This is a genomic window from Bacillus sp. FSL H8-0534 (genome assembly GCF_038005885.1).
Taxonomy (GTDB): Bacteria; Bacillota; Bacilli; order Bacillales; family Bacillaceae_G; genus Bacillus_A; species Bacillus_A pseudomycoides.
This window is the reverse complement of sequence record NZ_JBBOUC010000001.1, coordinates 973,493-991,871: the sequence shown is the minus strand read 5'-3', so window position 1 is coordinate 991,871 and position 18,379 is coordinate 973,493. Positions and strand designations below refer to the sequence as shown.

At 36.7% G+C, this 18,379-nt stretch carries 21 protein-coding genes and 5 pseudogenes; 19 read left to right on the top strand and 7 right to left on the bottom strand.

Annotation, left to right across the window (positions count from 1 at the left end):
- Positions 1–215 precede the first annotated feature (215 nt).
- Positions 216–890, bottom strand: coding sequence for a hypothetical protein (locus MHH71_RS05170; protein WP_006097500.1), 675 nt, complete (start codon positions 888–890; stop codon positions 216–218).
- A 531-nt stretch (positions 891–1,421) separates the two neighbouring features.
- Positions 1,422–1,514 (bottom strand): annotated as a pseudogene (locus MHH71_RS05165) (class I SAM-dependent methyltransferase); the annotation flags it as partial.
- A gap of 434 nt (positions 1,515–1,948) precedes the next feature.
- On the opposite strand from MHH71_RS05165, the gene MHH71_RS05160 reads away from it, so the two are divergent.
- The 7 genes and pseudogenes from MHH71_RS05160 to MHH71_RS05130 form a co-directional block, all read left to right on the top strand.
- A complete protein-coding gene (locus MHH71_RS05160) occupies positions 1,949–2,269 on the top strand; it encodes a PadR family transcriptional regulator (RefSeq protein ID WP_018765521.1) in 321 nt (106 codons plus the stop codon).
- 71 nt (positions 2,270–2,340) lie between these two features.
- Entirely contained in the window at positions 2,341–2,682 is a 342-nt protein-coding gene (locus MHH71_RS05155; RefSeq protein WP_006095481.1) for a DUF1048 domain-containing protein, read from the top strand.
- A 171-nt stretch (positions 2,683–2,853) separates the two neighbouring features.
- On the top strand, positions 2,854–3,615 hold the full coding sequence (locus tag MHH71_RS05150) for an ABC transporter ATP-binding protein (protein ID WP_098624375.1): 762 nt from the start codon (positions 2,854–2,856) through the stop codon (positions 3,613–3,615).
- Positions 3,616–4,365, top strand: a complete 750-nt coding sequence (locus MHH71_RS05145) for an ABC transporter permease (RefSeq protein ID WP_006094654.1) — start codon at positions 3,616–3,618, stop codon at positions 4,363–4,365.
- 496 nt (positions 4,366–4,861) lie between these two features.
- On the top strand, positions 4,862–5,149 hold the full coding sequence (locus MHH71_RS05140; RefSeq protein WP_006094655.1) for a hypothetical protein: 288 nt from the start codon (positions 4,862–4,864) through the stop codon (positions 5,147–5,149).
- Entirely contained in the window at positions 5,146–5,958 is an 813-nt protein-coding gene (locus MHH71_RS05135; RefSeq protein ID WP_018783027.1) for a DUF3952 domain-containing protein, read from the top strand. Before MHH71_RS05140 ends, MHH71_RS05135 begins: the two co-directional genes overlap by 4 nt.
- Positions 5,959–5,987: 29 nt before the next feature.
- Positions 5,988–6,200 (top strand): annotated as a pseudogene (locus tag MHH71_RS05130) (lipase); the annotation flags it as partial.
- Between the two features lie 275 nt (positions 6,201–6,475).
- Here the strand turns inward: MHH71_RS05130 and MHH71_RS05125 are convergent.
- Positions 6,476–7,114 carry a hypothetical protein gene (locus tag MHH71_RS05125; RefSeq protein WP_018783026.1) on the bottom strand — a complete coding sequence of 213 codons (639 nt, stop codon included), beginning with the start codon at positions 7,112–7,114 and terminating at the stop codon, positions 6,476–6,478.
- A 276-nt stretch (positions 7,115–7,390) separates the two neighbouring features.
- On the opposite strand from MHH71_RS05125, the pseudogene MHH71_RS05120 reads away from it, so the two are divergent.
- The 3 genes and pseudogenes from MHH71_RS05120 to MHH71_RS05110 form a co-directional block, all read left to right on the top strand.
- Positions 7,391–7,567: pseudogene (locus MHH71_RS05120) on the top strand (DNA repair protein); the annotation flags it as partial.
- A pseudogene (locus MHH71_RS05115) lies at positions 7,567–7,740 on the top strand (DNA repair protein); the annotation flags it as partial. The pseudogenes MHH71_RS05120 and MHH71_RS05115, both read left to right, overlap by 1 nt.
- A complete protein-coding gene (locus MHH71_RS05110; protein WP_018783025.1) occupies positions 7,737–8,078 on the top strand; it encodes a YolD-like family protein in 342 nt (113 codons plus the stop codon). The pseudogene MHH71_RS05115 and the gene MHH71_RS05110, both read left to right, overlap by 4 nt.
- A gap of 106 nt (positions 8,079–8,184) precedes the next feature.
- Here the strand turns inward: MHH71_RS05110 and MHH71_RS05105 are convergent, their stop codons facing one another.
- Positions 8,185–8,970, bottom strand: coding sequence for a GNAT family N-acetyltransferase (locus MHH71_RS05105; RefSeq protein ID WP_006094659.1), 786 nt, complete (start codon positions 8,968–8,970; stop codon positions 8,185–8,187).
- Between the two features lie 132 nt (positions 8,971–9,102).
- Between MHH71_RS05105 and ytfJ the strand changes: the two genes are divergently transcribed.
- From ytfJ to MHH71_RS05085, 4 genes are all read left to right on the top strand, one after another.
- Positions 9,103–9,528, top strand: coding sequence for a GerW family sporulation protein (gene ytfJ / locus MHH71_RS05100; RefSeq protein ID WP_000349994.1), 426 nt, complete (start codon positions 9,103–9,105; stop codon positions 9,526–9,528).
- A gap of 160 nt (positions 9,529–9,688) precedes the next feature.
- Positions 9,689–10,465: a hypothetical protein gene (locus MHH71_RS05095; RefSeq protein ID WP_016114639.1), complete on the top strand. Its 777-nt coding sequence runs from the start codon at positions 9,689–9,691 to the stop codon at positions 10,463–10,465.
- A gap of 51 nt (positions 10,466–10,516) precedes the next feature.
- Entirely contained in the window at positions 10,517–10,837 is a 321-nt protein-coding gene (locus MHH71_RS05090; RefSeq protein ID WP_033798838.1) for a hypothetical protein, read from the top strand.
- Positions 10,838–10,906: 69 nt separating this feature from the next.
- A complete protein-coding gene (locus MHH71_RS05085) occupies positions 10,907–11,119 on the top strand; it encodes a hypothetical protein (protein WP_018783022.1) in 213 nt (70 codons plus the stop codon).
- Between the two features lie 27 nt (positions 11,120–11,146).
- Here MHH71_RS05085 and MHH71_RS05080 read toward each other — a convergent pair whose 3' ends face one another.
- Complete coding sequence (locus tag MHH71_RS05080) at positions 11,147–11,485, bottom strand: hypothetical protein (RefSeq protein ID WP_006094661.1); 339 nt, start codon at positions 11,483–11,485, stop codon at positions 11,147–11,149.
- A 205-nt stretch (positions 11,486–11,690) separates the two neighbouring features.
- Between MHH71_RS05080 and MHH71_RS05075 the strand changes: the two genes are divergently transcribed.
- From MHH71_RS05075 to MHH71_RS05060, 4 genes are all read left to right on the top strand, one after another.
- Positions 11,691–12,368: a class I SAM-dependent methyltransferase gene (locus MHH71_RS05075; RefSeq protein WP_018783021.1), complete on the top strand. Its 678-nt coding sequence runs from the start codon at positions 11,691–11,693 to the stop codon at positions 12,366–12,368.
- A gap of 100 nt (positions 12,369–12,468) precedes the next feature.
- Positions 12,469–14,157 carry a formate--tetrahydrofolate ligase gene (locus MHH71_RS05070; RefSeq protein WP_029427715.1) on the top strand — a complete coding sequence of 563 codons (1,689 nt, stop codon included), beginning with the start codon at positions 12,469–12,471 and terminating at the stop codon, positions 14,155–14,157.
- Positions 14,158–14,247: 90 nt separating this feature from the next.
- Entirely contained in the window at positions 14,248–14,775 is a 528-nt protein-coding gene (locus tag MHH71_RS05065) for a hypothetical protein (RefSeq protein WP_006094663.1), read from the top strand.
- A 19-nt stretch (positions 14,776–14,794) separates the two neighbouring features.
- On the top strand, positions 14,795–15,964 hold the full coding sequence (locus MHH71_RS05060) for a DEAD/DEAH box helicase (RefSeq protein WP_006094664.1): 1,170 nt from the start codon (positions 14,795–14,797) through the stop codon (positions 15,962–15,964).
- 207 nt (positions 15,965–16,171) lie between these two features.
- Here MHH71_RS05060 and MHH71_RS05055 read toward each other — a convergent pair whose 3' ends face one another.
- Together MHH71_RS05055 and MHH71_RS05050 are read right to left on the bottom strand one after the other, a co-directional pair.
- A complete protein-coding gene (locus MHH71_RS05055; RefSeq protein ID WP_018783019.1) occupies positions 16,172–16,813 on the bottom strand; it encodes a zinc dependent phospholipase C family protein in 642 nt (213 codons plus the stop codon).
- A gap of 11 nt (positions 16,814–16,824) precedes the next feature.
- On the bottom strand, positions 16,825–17,802 hold the full coding sequence (locus tag MHH71_RS05050; protein ID WP_006094666.1) for a quinone oxidoreductase family protein: 978 nt from the start codon (positions 17,800–17,802) through the stop codon (positions 16,825–16,827).
- A 215-nt stretch (positions 17,803–18,017) separates the two neighbouring features.
- Between MHH71_RS05050 and MHH71_RS05045 the strand changes: the two are divergent.
- A pseudogene (locus MHH71_RS05045) lies at positions 18,018–18,377 on the top strand (sigma-70 family RNA polymerase sigma factor); the annotation flags it as partial.
- Between the last annotated feature and the right edge of the window lie 2 nt (positions 18,378–18,379).

Below are 18,379 nucleotides of genomic sequence, written 5' to 3'. Positions count from 1 at the left end.
TTTCTTATAAAAGGCGCATACAATACGCCGTTGGGTTCAATATATTGAAAAAGACACCTATAAAATTCGAAAAAGGGGCACGGCAACATGCCCATTAGACTAAAAAAGAAAAACACCCCCAAAACGAAAATTCTATTCATTATTGACTACTGATAACGATGGGTTATGTGAACTATAAGAAACCTCTGATTTAGATAATCAGAGGTTTCCCTTTTTTACATACCTGAAAATGGGGCATGTTTCCATATTAAAAGGGTAGGCAAAGTCTTTTTAATGTTTGTTATTAGCTTTTGTATGAATTTAATTTCAGATAATTGTTTATTGTATTCTTCTAATTGAATTAGATATTCATAATCATTTTGAAACATTGTATCTTTTAAAAGTTTGTTCAAATCCATGGCTAGGAAAAGGGTTAACATAGATAAGTATTGTGTTCCTCCTTTTGAAGCTCTTTTTCGTAAGAATGTAAGGATTTGCTCTTTGGTTTGAAGACATATGTAACGTTTTTGAAATGATAAACCTAATATTCGTCTTTCAATTACTTTTATTTGTTTTTTTCGCTGTATACAATCTAAAACAGAATTATATAGTTTGTGACTTGATCGTTGTTTTCCGCAAATTGTTAGTATCCACATTCTTATATTGTGATTGTCATCTAAATGTTGTGTTAAATCTAAGGTATGTTGTAAATAAGGGATATCAGATGACTTACTAGTCCTATGTACAATAAATTTATGATCTATATAAATATACTTTTGAAGGTAAAGTTCTAGCAATATGTTTATTATAATGAATATTTCTATATTTGATTGTAAAGGAGGTTGTATAGTTTGAGTATCATCATCTACAGATAGTAAGAAAAAAAGCTCAGGGACTGTTAGATATTCCATTTTTTCTTATCACCTTTCTTTAGATAGAATTTGTATTTAAATATATTTTCATCTTTTTATTTCATAAATCCTTTTGGATTATTAATAGAACTTAGCTACCGAGAAGTGGGGTTATGTAAACTTCAGATGTATACGGGGTTCAGCCGAGATACGTGTAAAAACGGGCCATAAGCTTTATTTTTTTCCATATCTACGATATACAAAAAAATAAAGAAACACGAATTTTATAGGCTAAGATATTTTTTGGAAGTAAAAACCTTGATTATTCTGCTTAGTGTAAAAAAATCAAGTTTTTTTATTTGTAGAGTGACAATAAAGTTATTTAATTTTTGATGTAGATTACTTCACCGCACTTAAAAATATAACAATAAAGTTGTTTAAATCTAAGAGTTATTTCATAATCGCGCTCGATAGTGGAAAAGTGAAGAACGCGAAGGAGTTACATTAATAATCCGCAGTTATTTTACTAAGCTCCCGTGAACCCAAAAAGAAAAAACGTCCCCACATCGTGCAGGAACGCATAATAAACATTTACTTTTCTGCTGAGATTATTAAGAACATAGGTCTACGAAGTTCTTCTTTCATTTCGGGAATACTCTTTAACATTTCTTCGGAAGGAATTGGTCACTGGAAGTAGGAGAAAACCTCATCGTTTTCACACCAGAGAAACCGGGAACCTAAATGTACAGCTGCTGGATGGGGATGATCCGCGGTATAATCATTGTGAAAGAAGCATAGGAGGAAGTAAAAGCTCCGTAAAGAAAATCGGCTGTATCCAATGAAGATAGCTGGTTTTAAAAATATTTAGAAAATCCAGTTGACAGTTCATCTACTGCGTGTTACGATATACCTGTAGTAGGTCACACTGAATAGTGAGGTTGCAAAAATATTTTTAAGAAAAATAGTTGACACCTTCTACTCGGTGATACAATATACATGTAATAAGTAATACTGAATAGTGTGATTTCCCAAAAGCTATTCAGTAAAAATTTACCTTAGTACTCTGTTATACTGAATATAAGTCAGACAAAATAGAGGAGGGAGAGGAGGATCTAAACATGGAAAATTTAACTGAAATGCTGAAGGGTTCGCTGGAAGGCTGCGTGCTGGAAATCATCAGCCGCCATGAAACCTATGGCTACGAGATTACCCGCCGCCTGAACGAGCTTGGGTTCACCGAAGTCGTGGAAGGGACGGTCTATACCATCCTCGTGCGATTAGAAAAGAAAAAACTTGTGAACATAGAAAAGAAACCGTCAGATATGGGGCCGCCCCGCAAGTTTTACTCACTTAATGAGGCTGGCCGCCAGGAACTTGAATTGTTTTGGAGAAAATGGGATTTTGTATCATCAAAAATCAACGTCTTGAAGTCAATCTAGCTTCATAAGATATTCCGTCCGATATTTTTGGAGTGTCTTGTTCAGCTTTATAAAAAAGGAGGAAAAATAACATGATGGAAATGTTCAAAAAAATGATTGGTGATAAAAAAGAGTACAAAATGATGATGGCACGGGTTGGAGCTCTGCCAGAGGACTACCAGTTTGTATTTAAGAAAATTCAAAACTACATGTGGAATTTCTCAGCGGGCAACGGGATGGATATGCTACACATACAGTATGAATTAATCGAGTTGTTCGAAGCTGGTGCGGCGGAAGGTAGACAAGTGCTAGAAATCACTGGGGAGGACGTGGCGTCCTTTGCTGACGAACTAGTGGCAAACGCTAAAACCTATGTCTCCAAGTATCGTGAAGATTTGAATCAGAGTATCATGAATCGATTGAGAAAAAAATAAATGCAATAGATAATACCGACTGATTAGCTGATTACAAATGTGAATTGTCGCCATCGCTATTCAGTTATATTTTTAACTTGGTACTAAGTAATACGGATTATCAGTAAGACTAAATAGGAGAGTGTAGGCAATCTAGCTTCGCAAAACATTTTTTATAAGGAGGAAAAAAGTATGAGCAATGCAGCGATTTCTGTAAAAGGGTTAAAAAAATCTTTTAAAGACAAGGAAGTCTTAAATGGGGTGGATTTTGAGGTGCAGCGTGGCTCCATTTTCGCATTGCTGGGCTCAAATGGAGCGGGCAAGACGACGACGGTCAACATCCTCTCGACGCTGATGAAGCCAGATGGCGGCGAAGTAGGTATTTGCGGCTTTGACGTACAGCGTCAACCGGATTATGTTCGCCAGAGCATCAGTCTGACAGGACAGTTCGCAGCTTTAGACGGTATGCTCACCGGGCGAGAAAACCTGATGATGATTGCCAAGTTGCGTGGAGTTTCCAATCCCGCTCAAGTCGCTGATAATCTGCTTGCAAGATTTAGCCTGACCGATGCGGCCAACCGCAGGGCAGACCAGTATTCAGGCGGGATGAAGCGCCGGCTTGACATCGCCATGAGCCTGATCGGGACGCCAGCGGTCATTTTTCTCGACGAACCGACAACAGGGCTTGACCCCGAAGCGCGGATTGAAGTATGGGATACTGTCAAGGAGCTTGCCGGCGGCGGCACAACCATCTTGCTGACAACCCAGTACCTGGAGGAAGCCGAACAACTGGCGGACCGTATCGCTATCCTGCATGGTGGAAAAATTATCACGACTGGTACCCTTACTGAACTCAAAGAGATGTTCCCGCCAGCAAAAGTGGAGTACATCGAGAAGCAGCCGACATTGGAGGAAATTTTCCTCGCGATTATCGGCAAAAAGGAGGAGATGTAAATGAAAAGCAAAACAGGGGTATTACTAGGGCGTTTAATGCGGAACATCATGCGCAGCCCGGATACGATTATCACGGTGGCAATTACGCCGATTATGATGCTGCTGCTGTTTGTCTACGTATTTGGCGGCGCCATAGAGACAGGCACGGACAACTACGTCAATTATTTATTGCCGGGAATCTTGCTGATGGCTATCGCATCCGGTGTCGCTTACACTTCACTGCGGCTGTTTACGGATGTAAAGAGTGGGCTGATGGCGCGTTTCATTACCATGCCCATCAAGCGCTCGTCGGTATTGTGGGCTCACGTGTTGACCTCACTTGTTTCCAATGCGCTTACTATTGTGGTGGTTATCCTCGTCGCCCTCTTGATGGGCTTCCGTTCCAGCGCTGATATCCTGGATTGGCTCGCGGTAGCTGGGATACTCGGGCTGTTTACGCTGGCGCTGACATGGCTGGCGGTCATTCCCGGATTGACAGCGAAGTCTATGGAAGGGGCGACAGCCTACTCGTACCCGCTGATTTTCCTGCCGTTTATCAGTTCGGCCTTTGTTCCCACTGAAACCATGCCTAAAATTGTCCGTGCGTTCGCTGAGAACCAGCCCGTGACTTCAATAGTGAATACGATTCGTGCCCTCTTGTATGAAGGGTCTGTTGGCAACGGTATCTGGATCGCGCTTGCCTGGTGTGTCGGCATCATGGTCATTGCTTACTTCTTCGCCAGTAAAGTATTTAAACGTCAGTTAGGGTAAGTACACCATTATGGGATTAGTCATATCAATAGTCAGCCACTGCGATGAATACATTTGCTATCACACTGATCATTTATAAACAACTTCTGATTTCGAAAATTATATAAAAGCTAGCATGGGTCTAGCTTTTTCTTTTTTGCCCATGATGCTCTAACCTCTTTATTTGTTATGTTTTGAATGTATACTTTTGTTAGTGGTTTTGGAGGGGATGGGGAAATTGAAATAGAGTCAATAAAATCAAGGGAATGAATGTAAACTAATATTCAAAAGTTTATATTCATTTTGTATCAGTACATGAATGCGAAATGCTTAGAATAATAATGAGAATCCAACAAAACCTTCTCTTTTCGTTAGAATGAGAAGGTTTTTAAATTTCAATTTAATGGTTTGGGAAAATTTAATTCATGATGTTAAAACATGGGGGCAAGTATAGGTAGAACAATTTGGTTCTTGGTGATGGTAATCTACTAAATTATATAAAAGGTGGAAAGATTGAATGGGGAAAACAAAAAAAGAAGATTTAGGGTTATTTAAAATAACTGATAGAAATCGATTAAGTCCTGATAGTGCGGTAGGTCCAGTTCTTTTTAAATGTACACAACTTGAAGATGAGAATAAACTAACAGCGGGCATCATCGCGATGCCATTAAACGACCAAAGTGTCTTCAATATTAAATACATAAGCAACGAACCAGCTTTAGGAAAGGATGAAGTATACTATTGTGTAAAAGGAAATACAACTAAACTTAAAATGCTAAGAGTAACGAACGAGGTGACGGTATGAAATTGAAAAAGAAAGCTAAGGTGATGATTGTTATGACGATAGTTGCGAGTTTATTTAGTGGATGTAGTTTTTGGGAAACGAAAATAGAGTATGAACCATTTGTAAAGGCTTTGGATGAAGGGGATATGAAGACGGTTATGTCTGCGAGTGATGATGGGTATGCGCATGTGACACAAAGAGGTATATACAGTAGGTACGAAGAAAAAGAAGATGGGGAGCACAAGAAAACAATTTATCAAACTACGGAAGGTGTATATAATACGAAAGATAAAAGTTTATATGGAGAGACAACACAAGAAATCACCACTGACATAAAAAATGAGAAAAACATTGGTGATAATACAAATTATAAAGAGGAAGTTGTTTATAATACAAATATTAAGTATGAAAATGGACAGGTACAAAGGCCAGATTCTACTCTTGATGTTTCATACGTGAATTTAATTGTAGATCGTCTAAAAGGAATAGGGAAACTAAAGATGAAGCCAGGTGATGATATAAAAAAATTTGATCAGCCTAATACAGTTGTATATAGCTTAACTGAATCAGAATTTCAAAATATTATTAATGACAAGCTAAATATACAATATGATGAATATGGCGGGGCGTCAATTGTGCTTCATCTTGACTCCGCAAATGGTCCAATGCAGATATGGGAAGTAAGTATTGTTATGAATTATAAGAAGAATGATGAAGGAAAGTTAATAGAATATCTATCGCAGATACACACATATTTTGAGAGCAAAAAAAGTAATAATCAAGATGCAAAAAAAGAATATGTAGATTATAAAGCACAGTACAAAAAATAATAAATAATTAAGAAAGGAGCTAATCTGGTATGAAGAATAATGCCGGACAGGAACATGATAAAAACTTAAAGGCAGCCTCTGATTGGGGGGAATTGGAGCTGGCTGGTAAGGATATCTATGATTTTAAAGCGGGGAGATATCCGTATAGTAAAACAATCGAAGAAAATAAAGATAGATTACAAGCAAATTTTAATGCAGAGCTTATAGATCATGAAGTAGATGAAAATACAGGATTTGCATCATAAAAAAGAACGCCTTGTCCCAGTCTTTTACGCTTATTACCAGAGCAGATAACAAGTCTAGGAACTGGGTGCATGGCAAGGTGTTCTACTCTCGATATAAGAAAAAAGTAGCTGTACCTGTTTTGTTTTCCTCGGAAGATCGAATAGGTCGTCTTAGGGACACTACAGAACTTCTATATCGTTGTATCCTCTTTGTTGAACGAGAGGAACTGTTTTTGTCCTAGCAGAAACAGGAGAATCCCCTACCTCAAGTTCGTGTAGAGGTAGAGGGGAGTTCAATGAAATAGTTGGGGAAATTGCTTTATTATTCCTTCAGTAAGTGCATCCGCCATTTCTAAAGCTTCCTTCTCAATTTTGTCATACAATTGAACACCTGCTTGATAATCTTTACTTAGAATGGCTACTGCTTCAGATTTAGTCAATGCTAGGTGTTCATAAAACATTTTCCTAAATTCTTCTTTGGGTATATACGGATTTATACTACTTAAAAATTCAACAATGTCGTCTGCATTAGCGTACCATTTTTTCTCTGCAATTGATGCGGCGTTTTGATTACCAGCTTTTGCTGCTTTGACAAGATCGGCAGCAATCACTAAGTGATCTTTTATCAAATTACTGTATTTTTTTGCTGCATTGTCACCGTAGAAAGGTTTAAGAGAATTCCCCATATCTGGAGCGTTTTGAAGGAGACGTGTAATCGCAAAGTTAACATCAGGTAAATTAAAAATAATGCTAATGATAGCCATTCTTGTCCAAGCAACATGTTGTTCCCATAGTGAACGCATATAACTTTTTAAATCAACTTCATTTTTACTGACACGGTAATTCCGTACGGGTGAAAATGTAGCTGTTGAATTCCAATCTAAATAAGGGGTATCGTGTGTGAAATAATAGGATTGCCAATAAGGGTACATAATGAATACACTCCTTTTTTGAACACATATATATCACGGTATGAGAACATCTATTACTATGTGCTCATGTCCAAAGTATTTTTTTATACGTTTAGGGGAATTGTTAAGTTTTATATTCAAATTTTGAATGTAAAATGAGGTTTGACTCAGATGAAAATCATCAATTGAGAGTCAGCACTTTTTTGTTTTAACCAATATTTTCTTAAAAAAGACTTCCGAAAGAACATAAGTTCGTATATAATAAGAACGAACGTTCTATCATAAAGGACGATTATCTTGTATGATTATTCTCTTTTACCTAATCGAATTATTTTGTGTGTAAATCTTCGTAGCTTTTATGCAAGTGTATCATGTATCAAAATGGGTCTGGCCCCTTTGCGTACGAAGCTAGCGGTAGTAGGGGACGTAAATCGTAATGGTTCAATTGTTCTGGCAGCGACGCCACTACTTAAGAAATTTCTCTTTTTGATAATGTAATACAGCGCGAAAAAGAAATGAAACTAACAAAAGTGATGGATGAAATACGCACTCGTTTCGGTAAAAATAGTATTTTGCGTGGCGTATCTTATACAAGTATCGCGACAGCAAGATATAGAAACACTTTATTAGGGGGACATAAATCATGAATAACGCAAACATGTCAAAAGAAAGAGGGATGGTAAAGTGGACACCATTTGCATCTATGCCGGAACAATTTGCTGGTATACGAAAGATTATTGAAGAAAAAACGAAAGTACCACGACCAATACTGACTCAAGATACGAAAGAAATGAACGAGAATAAGTTATTATTCTCGTTGTTATCCGAAGAGGAAATATTAATTACATATTATGAAGACGGTTATGTCCTTACTAGTTATATGACGGTTATTGATATCGATCCTAAAAGAAAGAATGTAATATGTACGGATGCATTTTATCACGAGAGCACTTTTAATTTTATCGATATAATTGCTGTTGAATAGAATGGAATAACAGGATAAATTTCATTATGTAGTCCAATTGGTGAGAGCTAATAATCAGTGGGGATCCCACTGATTAAAGTTTCACTTTATTAATAAATATCCAAATTTACCGATACATCGTCCACGTTCCAATGTCCTTAAAACCTAAGCGCTTATAAATCCGCCCAGCAGCTGGGTTATTATAAAATAAGCAAAGCGTTCTTCCTTCTTGAGTAAAATCCCAAATCATTTTTTGTAATATGAGTGAAGCGTATCCTCTGCCGCGATGGCTTGGATGAGTACATACTCCAACAACCATTGCAGATAAGGAATTTTCAGCTGATGTGGAAGCGGAAGCGATGATTTCTCCATTTTCTTCAATGTAGTAAGTGCGTCCTGTATTTGTTTCGAGTGATTGCCGCAAAATCTTTTCTGGTTGTCCTGTTTGAGGGAATTCTTCAATGTTGCTTCGGAGCTTCATAATTCGCTCAACATCATCTATGGTTGCTAGTTTGATTGCAGTATGAAGCATTGTTTTAGGTAGTGCAGTATCATCTTTACATTCACAAAAGTACATTTTATTTTTTGTGCCAAGTTGTATGTCTTGTATGTCTTCAAATTTTTCTACAATGTCTGATTTACCGGAGATTTTTAATGGCTGATAAGTAGCAAGAATTGCCTCATAGTCAGCAGCAGAAAAATCATCTTTTCCATATGATATAAATGAATCATGAAAGCGTAGTAATACGGATTGTAATGCTCCGTTTTCTGTGGAAATGCCCCATAATTCTTGAAAGTCTGCATCGTATCCAAATGCTTCAATATCGCCAATGATAAATAGGTTAAGCGCTGCTTCTTCTTTTAGAAATGTAAGCACTTGTTCATGATCACTCTTTGTTAGTTTCCGTATCATTATAATCCCCTCTTTAGTTTGTTTTTTCTAAATATTATTACTTATCATTTTTGAAATCAATATAAAATTTTATGTTTAGTTCATAAGGTTTCGGAAAAACTAGGAAAGATATGACAAAGGAGGTTATGAACGGTGGATCATCCAATTCAAGGATTAATGAAAGCAGCAATGGAAAATTTAAAGGAAATGGTAGATGTTAATACGATTGTTGGAGAGCCTGTTCAGACGGCTGACGGCGGTGTAGTGTTAACTGTTTCCAAAGTAGCGTTTGGATTTGGAGCAGGTGGATCGGATTTTCAAACAAATGATGGTCAAAGAGCACAAGGTAATCCGGCATTTGGCGGAGGGAGCGCAGGTGGTGTTTCCATTACTCCAGTAGCTTTTCTTGTAGTGAATAAAGATGGAGTAAATATTCTTCACTTACAAAATGCCACACACCTAGCTGAAAAAATGATTGAGTTAGCGCCACAAACAATTGATAAGATTCAATCCATTTTTCAAAAAAACGAAAAGCATACTGAAAATCATCATCCGCAAAATCCAGACGAAATCGCGTAAAAAAGCCTGTTTTTCAACAGGCTTTTTTTCTTGTAATCAGTATGTAATAAAACTCATGAAATTGTAAATAGTTTTTGAAGTTTTTTCTATGTTTCTAAAATTTTTCATGTTAAAATATGCTATAGAATTGAAACATATAAAACGAAGGTGGCTAGGTGCTTTGTCTGGAGGATCTGACCAAGTAAAGAATATGATATATATTAATGGTAATCGTCGGGGTCATTGTTTTATTACATCTGGAATTACATTTGAAGAGTTTGCAAGTAATATCCCATCACCGCTTCATCAAGTGTTGCTTTTGAAACATAATTTTGAGTGGACTGATTTTCACTATCATACTTTATTTGAATATGTTGAAGAAGAAAACATACATAAATTAATTAAAGCAGAGATTGATGAATTTGATGAGTTCTGTTGGGTGGATTTTGATGACGCAAGCGATTTAGATGAATTGGAGCCAAAGGAAATTGCAGAATTGTTATATTTGGCTCACAAAAAAGAACCACTTGGGAGAGCGTTTTTCCCACTTTTGAAAAATAGATTTGTCTATTTTTCACATGATGACGGTTGGTACAACAAAGTGTATTACCGTAGAATCGCTGATTTTGTAGGAATGCTTAGCAAAGTAATTCCGTACAAACTCGGTTCATTTGGAAAAAAACGATTCTCTTTCTTTCAAAAATCAAAAATATTTCCAGCAATTTCAAAAGAAGTTATTCTTGGGCTTGTTCCATTAATGGAAGACGGGCTGTATATTGATTTAGCGGGGAAAATTGAGTCAAGAAGAGGTTTAGAGATTCCTGTATATGTAGTTGGTTCGTATGAAAGTACGGATGAAGTACTAGATAACATAGAGGAATTAAAAGAAGGTGCAACCGAAACTGGCTGGCTTATTTTTGATAAGAAAGAACAAGAGTGGCAATGGGTTGTGGACTAAGAGAACTTGACGAATTAGGTCAAGTTTTCTTGTTTTTTGAAAGGAGAAAAAATGAAGAAATATTATACAGCAGTAGGTATTGTCAGCATTATCCTTGTTGCAGTACTACTTTTAACTTGTCCGAAAGAGTCTGATTTCAGGTCTTACTTAGAGGATAAGTATGCAATGATTTGTAATCAAGATAGCTTTGAATGTACACAAAATGTAGGTAAGAAAGAACAAAAAATGAAGTTTGTAAGTACGAATACACGAAACGGTGTATTTTTTATAACAGTGAAACAAACTTTTGAAATGGAAAATGGTAAACAGAAAGAGTATAGCGGACTGGGTATATTTGGTGTATTTCTTTTTGTTACGGAAAAGACTTTCTAATTATAGAAGGTCTTTTTTTTATGCATATGTTCATATAGATGAAGTAAGACAAGCATAGGAGGGATGAGAATGAAAAAAATATGTGTAGTTTGTGGTGGAGAAGAATTTTTTTCATCTACATTATATGCACGTACGAAACAAGACTGGGCATATGCCCCTAACATGTATCGTTTTGAAAAGGTATTTATTGAACAGCGGGATGAAGAGAATTATCCAGTGTTTCAAGAAATTACAGCAAAACATTGTTGTGGATGCGGACATATTATGCTGTATCATGAGTGAACACACCAAGTAATACTTGGTGTGTTTTTATAATGCTGATAAAGCAAGTGGATACAATAACGTAAATAAAACAGAAAAGCTACCAAATCCAATGGCTGTATATCCGAGTGTTTTTGCTCCAAAATTAACAGCCAATAAGCCAATTAAAATGGAAAGGGAACCAAGGGTAACTGGATAAAAGGCAATTGAGAATAAAGAAAGAAATAGTGCTACATAACCGATAAGTGTACCAGCGTTTGTACCTTCTATTTCATGTGCAATTTCTTTACGTCTATGTCTAATTGGAAGATGCCCTGGCGAGATTTCAGCTGCATATTCTTCGTTTTTTTCACCACTCTTAAAATGATGTGTTCGCTTTTTCGGCATGTACATCCCTCTCTTTCAATTGGGTGTATCTTTATTATTTTTCATAAAGAAGAGAATATGAGTATGAGTTATATCCAAGTTAAGCAAAATTTGGAGAATGTATGAGTCTGTTGCTATCTTATCCATCTCTCCATGAGAATAAACAGGAATATAGGAAAATGATGTAGAATGGAATGAATGAAAACAAGTGAAAGTAGGGGGAAACATGACAAAGTTTAATTGGCATAAATCAGCAGAAAAAAAGTGGGACAACAATGCGGAATCTTGGAATCAAAATAGTCAAGAAATGTGGGATCATGGGAGTCGGAGTACAATCATTCCGTTTTTTGAAAAGTATGTAGAAAATGGTGTGGCAGTTTTAGATGTCGGATGTGGTGATGGATATGGTACATATAAATTAAGTCTCGCAGGATATAAGGCGTGTGGTATAGATTTATCCGAACAAATGATTCAAAAGGGAAAGAAACGCGGGGAAGGGCCTAATTTGTCATTTGTAAAGGGAGATCTTTCTTCATTGCCCTTTGAAAATGAACAATTTCCAGCCATATTAGCAGTGAACTCGTTAGAATGGACAGAGCAGCCGCTACAGGCGTTACATGAGATAAAGCGTGTTTTGAGGTCTGACGGATATGCGTGTATTGCTATTTTAGGACCAACAGCAAAACCACGTGAAAATAGTTATCCTCGTTTATATGGAAAAGATGTCGTATGTAATACGATGATGCCTTGGGAATTTGAAAAGCTTGCAGAGGAGCAAGGGTTTCAAGTAGTGGATGGTATAGGCGTATATAAACGAGGGGTAAATGAAAAAATGCTTGGACAATTATCGGTAGAATTGCAACAAGCATTAACATTTTTGTGGGTATTTATGTTGAAAAAATAATGCCTGAAGAAATGCGCAAAATTTAGGAGGGAAATAAGTGCAGAAAATACAAAAAACTGATACAATATCAACAGAACCAATTAAAGGGGGACTAGGGTATATGACAACTACTACAACAGTTAAATCCGATATTGAAATTGCACAAGAAGCAAGTATGAAGAAAATTCAAGAGATTGCAGCGGAGTTAAACATTTTAGAAGAAGAACTAGAGCCTTATGGTCATTATAAAGGGAAGTTATCTCTTGATATTTTTAAGCGCTTACAAACCGAAAAGGACGGAAAAGTTGTTTTAGTAACAGCGATTAACCCGACTCCAGCAGGAGAAGGTAAATCAACAGTAACAGTTGGTTTAGGTCAAGCTTTTAATAAAATTGGTAAAAAAGCAGTAATTGCACTTCGTGAGCCATCACTTGGACCAACAATGGGACTAAAGGGCGGTGCAGCAGGTGGAGGTTATTCACAAGTTGTACCAATGGAAGATATCAATCTTCACTTTACTGGTGATATTCATGCCATTACAACTGCAAATAACGCATTAGCAGCGTTTATCGATAACCATATTCAACAAGGAAATACACTTAAAATTGATACGCGAAAAATCGTATGGAAGCGTTGTGTCGATTTAAATGACCGTGCACTGCGTAATGTGGTAATTGGTCTTGGTGGGCCAGTTCAAGGTGTACCGCGTGAAGACGGTTTTGATATTACAGTAGCATCTGAAATTATGGCTGTATTCTGCCTTGCGACAGATATTCAAGATTTAAAAGCACGTTTATCTCGCATTGTCGTTGCTTATAATATGGACAACGAGCCTGTAACAGTTAAAGATTTAGGCGTAGAAGGAGCGTTAACACTTTTATTAAAAGATGCGTTAAAACCAAACTTAGTACAAACATTAGAAAATACACCAGCAATCATTCATGGTGGACCATTCGCTAATATCGCTCACGGTTGTAACAGTGTTATCGCTACAACAATGGCAGCAAAATTAGGTGATTATGTAATCACGGAAGCTGGTTTCGGTGCGGACTTAGGTGCTGAAAAATTCTTAGATATTAAAGCGCGTGCAGCTGGTATTAAACCAGAAGCAGTCGTTATCGTTGCGACAATTCGTGCGCTTAAAATGCACGGCGGTGTGGCGAGAGATCAGCTGAAAGAAGAAAATGTAGATGCGCTAGCAAAAGGAATGGAAAACTTACAAAAACATGTTGAAACAATTCAAGCGTTCGGTGTTCCATTCGTAATCGCAATTAATAAATTCATTACAGATACAGATGCAGAAGTTGCATACTTACAAGAATGGTGCAACGAGCGTGGCTACGAAGTATCCTTAACAGAAGTTTGGGAAAAAGGTGGCCAAGGTGGTGTAGACCTTGCTGAGAAAGTATTAAAAGTAATTGAAAAAGGTGACAACAAATACGCACCACTTTATGATTTAGAATTACCATTAGAAGAAAAAATTCGTACAATTGCTCAAAAAGTATACGGCGCAAAAGATATTGAATTTGCTCCGAAAGCACGTAAGCAATTGGCTCAATTTACAGGGGAAGGTTGGAGTAACCTACCAGTATGTATGGCGAAAACACAATACTCTCTTTCTGACGATGCAACAAAATTAGGTCGACCATCTGACTTTATTGTTACAATTCGTGAACTGAAACCATCTATCGGTGCAGGATTTATTGTAGCGTTAACTGGAACAATGTTAACAATGCCAGGTCTTCCAAAACAACCAGCTGCTCTTCAAATGGACGTAAATGAAGATGGAAAAGCAGTAGGTTTATTCTAAAAGGTTGTAATTCATCTCGTTTATCTGTAAACTATATATACATCAAGTGGCGCCTTTCCATCGAAAGGCGCCTGTTTTTTGGAGGAAATTATGTTTGATCCAACTGCTTTTGACAACTTAAAAGTGATCGTTGAAGGAGCTGTCTATGATTTTGATTTACATGGCGATATTCTTGTAACGGATCGAAAAGATATGATGGACCTTGCATCGCTAAGCCGTATATATCATATTTCATTTCAATTAAATGAACAGTTTGAACAGCTAGTAGAAGCGACATTCTCACTGTCTGTAGATGCGAAGAATCTATCAGGTGAGATATTAGAGGTACCACAGTTTATACCAGGCTGTGAAATGAAATTACGCTTCGCGTTCCCGTTACAGCAACCAGAAGCAGAGTGTCAAGATATCGAAAACTTGTTACAATCTATCTGGGGAAAAGAGCGAATGATTACGCAACAAATTTCATACGAATATAATAAGCAAGCGATTTCATATCATAATAAGGTAGAAGTTCTATTTCAAAAAGCGATTACAGAAGACCATGTTGATGATTTAATAGCTGTTATTTCTCACATGATAGAAACAGTGCGAGCAATACAACATTTTCTTCAAAAATAGAGATAAAGGAGAAAAACAAATGATAAAAGACATGCAACCATTTTTGCAACAAGCTTGGGAGAAGGCTGGTTTTAAAGAATTTACTGAAATTCAAAAACAAGCAATTCCAATGATTTTAGAAGGACAAGACGTTATAGCTGAATCTCCAACTGGAACAGGAAAAACATTAGCGTACTTATTACCACTTTTACATAAAATTAATCCTGAAGTGAAACAACCACAGGTTGTCATTTTAGCTCCAACACGTGAACTTGTTATGCAAATTCATGAAGAAGTTCAAAAGTTTACAGCAGGAACTGATATTTCAGGTGCATCTTTAATTGGTGGTGCGGATATTAAGCGCCAAGTGGAAAGATTGAAGAAACATCCGAAGGTAATCGTTGGTTCACCAGGACGTATTTTAGAATTAATTCGCATGAAAAAATTAAAAATGCACGAAGTGAAAACAATTGTATTTGATGAATTTGATCAAATTGTAAAACAAAAGATGATGGAAACTGTGTTTGATGTAATTAAATCCACAATGCGTGATCGTCAACTAGTATTCTTCTCTGCAACAATGACAAAAGACGCAGAAGAAGTAGCACGCGATTTTGCGGTTGAACCAGAATTAGTTCGCATTAAACGTACGGAAACAAAAAGTTTAGTTGAGCATACGTATATCGTTTGTGAGCGTCGTGAAAAAAATGATTACATTAGAAGAGTTATGCATACTGGCAATGTAAAAGCGGTAGCCTTTTTAAATGATCCATATCGTTTAGACGAGATTGCTGAAAAATTAAAGTATCGCAAAATGAAAGCAGCCGCACTTCATGCAGAAGCAAATAAACAAGAACGTGAAGCAACGATGCGCGCATTCCGTCAAGGGAAAATAGAAATCCTACTTGCCACTGATATTGCAGCGCGTGGGTTAGATATTGATGATTTAACGCACGTGATTCACTTAGAATTACCTGATACTTTAGACCAATATATTCACCGTTCAGGTCGTACCGGACGTATGGGGAAAGAGGGGACAGTTGTTTCCCTTGTTACTCCGCAAGAAGAGCGTAAACTACTCCAATTTGCGAAGAAATTAGGCATTCAGTTTAAGAAACAAGAAATGTTTAAAGGGACATTTGTAGAGTCTAAACCGAAAGCACCAAAGAAAAAGAAACCTGCATTTACTGGGAAGAAGAAGCCTAGATAAATAATGAAAAGACAGATGTAACTATGGATAGAACATAGTTACGTCTTTTTATTTTTTCAGAAGGAACAGCATAGAGAATGTCGAATGTTACTGTTAAATGGACTATATTGAAATAGCGATGCGATATAGTGGAATTACTAAGTAAATAAAATAGTAGAAGAAATGATAAAAAGCCCTCATATTAAAGAAATGAAGGCTTTAAAATTATTAAAAAATATTTGTAGTAGATCTATTGTTAGAGAGCTGTTCTAGATAGAATACTCCTTTCTCAATAGCAGTCTCTACATAACCGACGATTTGATCAAATGTGAATACTTGTAAGTTTGTATGCAAATCTTGCTTGGAATACAGCATATCATCAAAAATAAGCTTTTTAAAAGCTAGCACATTTTCTTCTGAAACTTCTTCAATATTTGCTATGGTTGCTTTTTGATTAAGGAAAGGAAATAATTGCTGATCTTTATCGTAGAGATGTAACAATTTTCCGTTTAATAATTTGAAATCATTATGGTACATAGATAAAATTGTTTGATCGTGCTCGATTCTATTTTTGAGCCAAGGAAGAAAAAAACCGTTGAGCCAATTATCATCAGCAATAAGGTGTGTATAATACCCTAAAATGAAAGAGGAATCCATGTACTTTTTATATTTTTGAAGAAATGTACCGTAATCAATTCTTCTGGTATAGTTTTTTGTTGTACCAGCATAAAAATGTGATACGTTTTTTTCCTCTTTTGAATGAACTGCATCAGGAGCTACTCCCCCAAGCAAGAAAGATGTTTTATCAGGGATGGATAATTTCTCTGCAATACCATTTGCGATAATCAAATGCATAATTCGTGACCCCATGAATGACACCTCTATTTAACAGTCAGAATGATTTTTCCTGTACTCTGTCTACTTTCGACCCATTCATGTGCTTTCCCTGCATCTCGAAGTGTAAAGCATTTACCAATTGCAATTTGTAGGCTTCCATCACGTAAATACTGAAAAACTTGGTTAGCGGTATGACAAAGTAAGTGAGGACGTTTCTTACGAGTTGTTCCAAAGCTAAAGCCAAGAATAGAACGACAGCTTGCATGTAAATCCTTTGTCCGAAATGTGCCAATTTCCCCGCTTGCATTACCAAAATGGACAAGGCGACCATAGTAAGCCAAACACTCCAAGCTTTTTTCTGATACTGCCCCGGAAATGGAATCCAAAATAACATCGGCACCTTTACCACCCGTAAGTTCATTTGCCTTTTTACTAAAATCCTCATCTTGATAACAAATAACATGATCAGCCCCAGCTTCTAAAGCAACTTTCTTTTTCGCTTTATTTCCGACTGTTCCAATAATTTTTCCAGCCCCTAGTATTTTTGCTAATTGAATCGATGTTGTTCCGATACCACCAGCCGCAGCATGAATAAGAACGGTTTCACCTTGCTGTAATCTTGCTATATTCGCAAGCAGGTTGTAGCTCGTAAAAGATACAACAGGACAAGCAGCGGCGGTTGTGAAGTCAACTTCATCAGGTAACACAAACGTAAGGTTTTCATTGGCGACAACATATTCAGCATACGATCCATTAAGAGGAAAGGCGATTACACGCTGTCCTACGCGGATGTTTTTTACACTAGAACCTACCTGTTCTACAATACCTGCGGCGTCTATGCCAGGAATAAATGGGAGTTTTCGATTTCCCTTTTTACCGTAGCGAGATTTAATATCGGCAAAATTGACGCTTGTAGCAATAACGCGAATTAACACCTGCTTTTCATTAAAAGTCGGCATATCTACTTCTGTATACTTCATTGTTTCAGGTCCACCGAATGCAGTTACAACAATAGCTTTCATTTGTATATCCTCCTAAAAATACCTTCTACATATTATTTTAAATACCAATCATAAAATGGGAAATTATATAATTGTTATAAGAGGTCATAAGCTACCGTTATAAAGTAATAAGTTTTAAATCATTATATTAATTTATATCGAAAATAATTTTAAAAAAACGAACGAAATGTTTTTTACTTGCCAATATATAGTGTAAGACAAAGGAGGGAAGAGGCATGGATCAGGAAACAGACTATCACAATCTCATCGAGCGGACTTTATCAGGAAGTCAAGAGGCATACAGTGAACTGTATGATAAAACAATCCAAGATATCTATAGGACAGCACATTTCTTGATAGAGGAGAAAGTGGATGTAGACGATGTCGTTCAGGAAATATATATACAGCTTTATCAATCCCTTAGCAAGTATGATAGAGAACGACCTTTTCGGCCATGGTTAATGGGACTTGCGGTAAGGTAAATTCACTCATATAGGAGAAATAGGTGGATGCGTCTACGTATTGTAAAGAAAGCAGAAGAACAGAAGAAACCAATTGAATTTGACTTTTCTAGTGATGTTGTGAATAGAGTTTCACT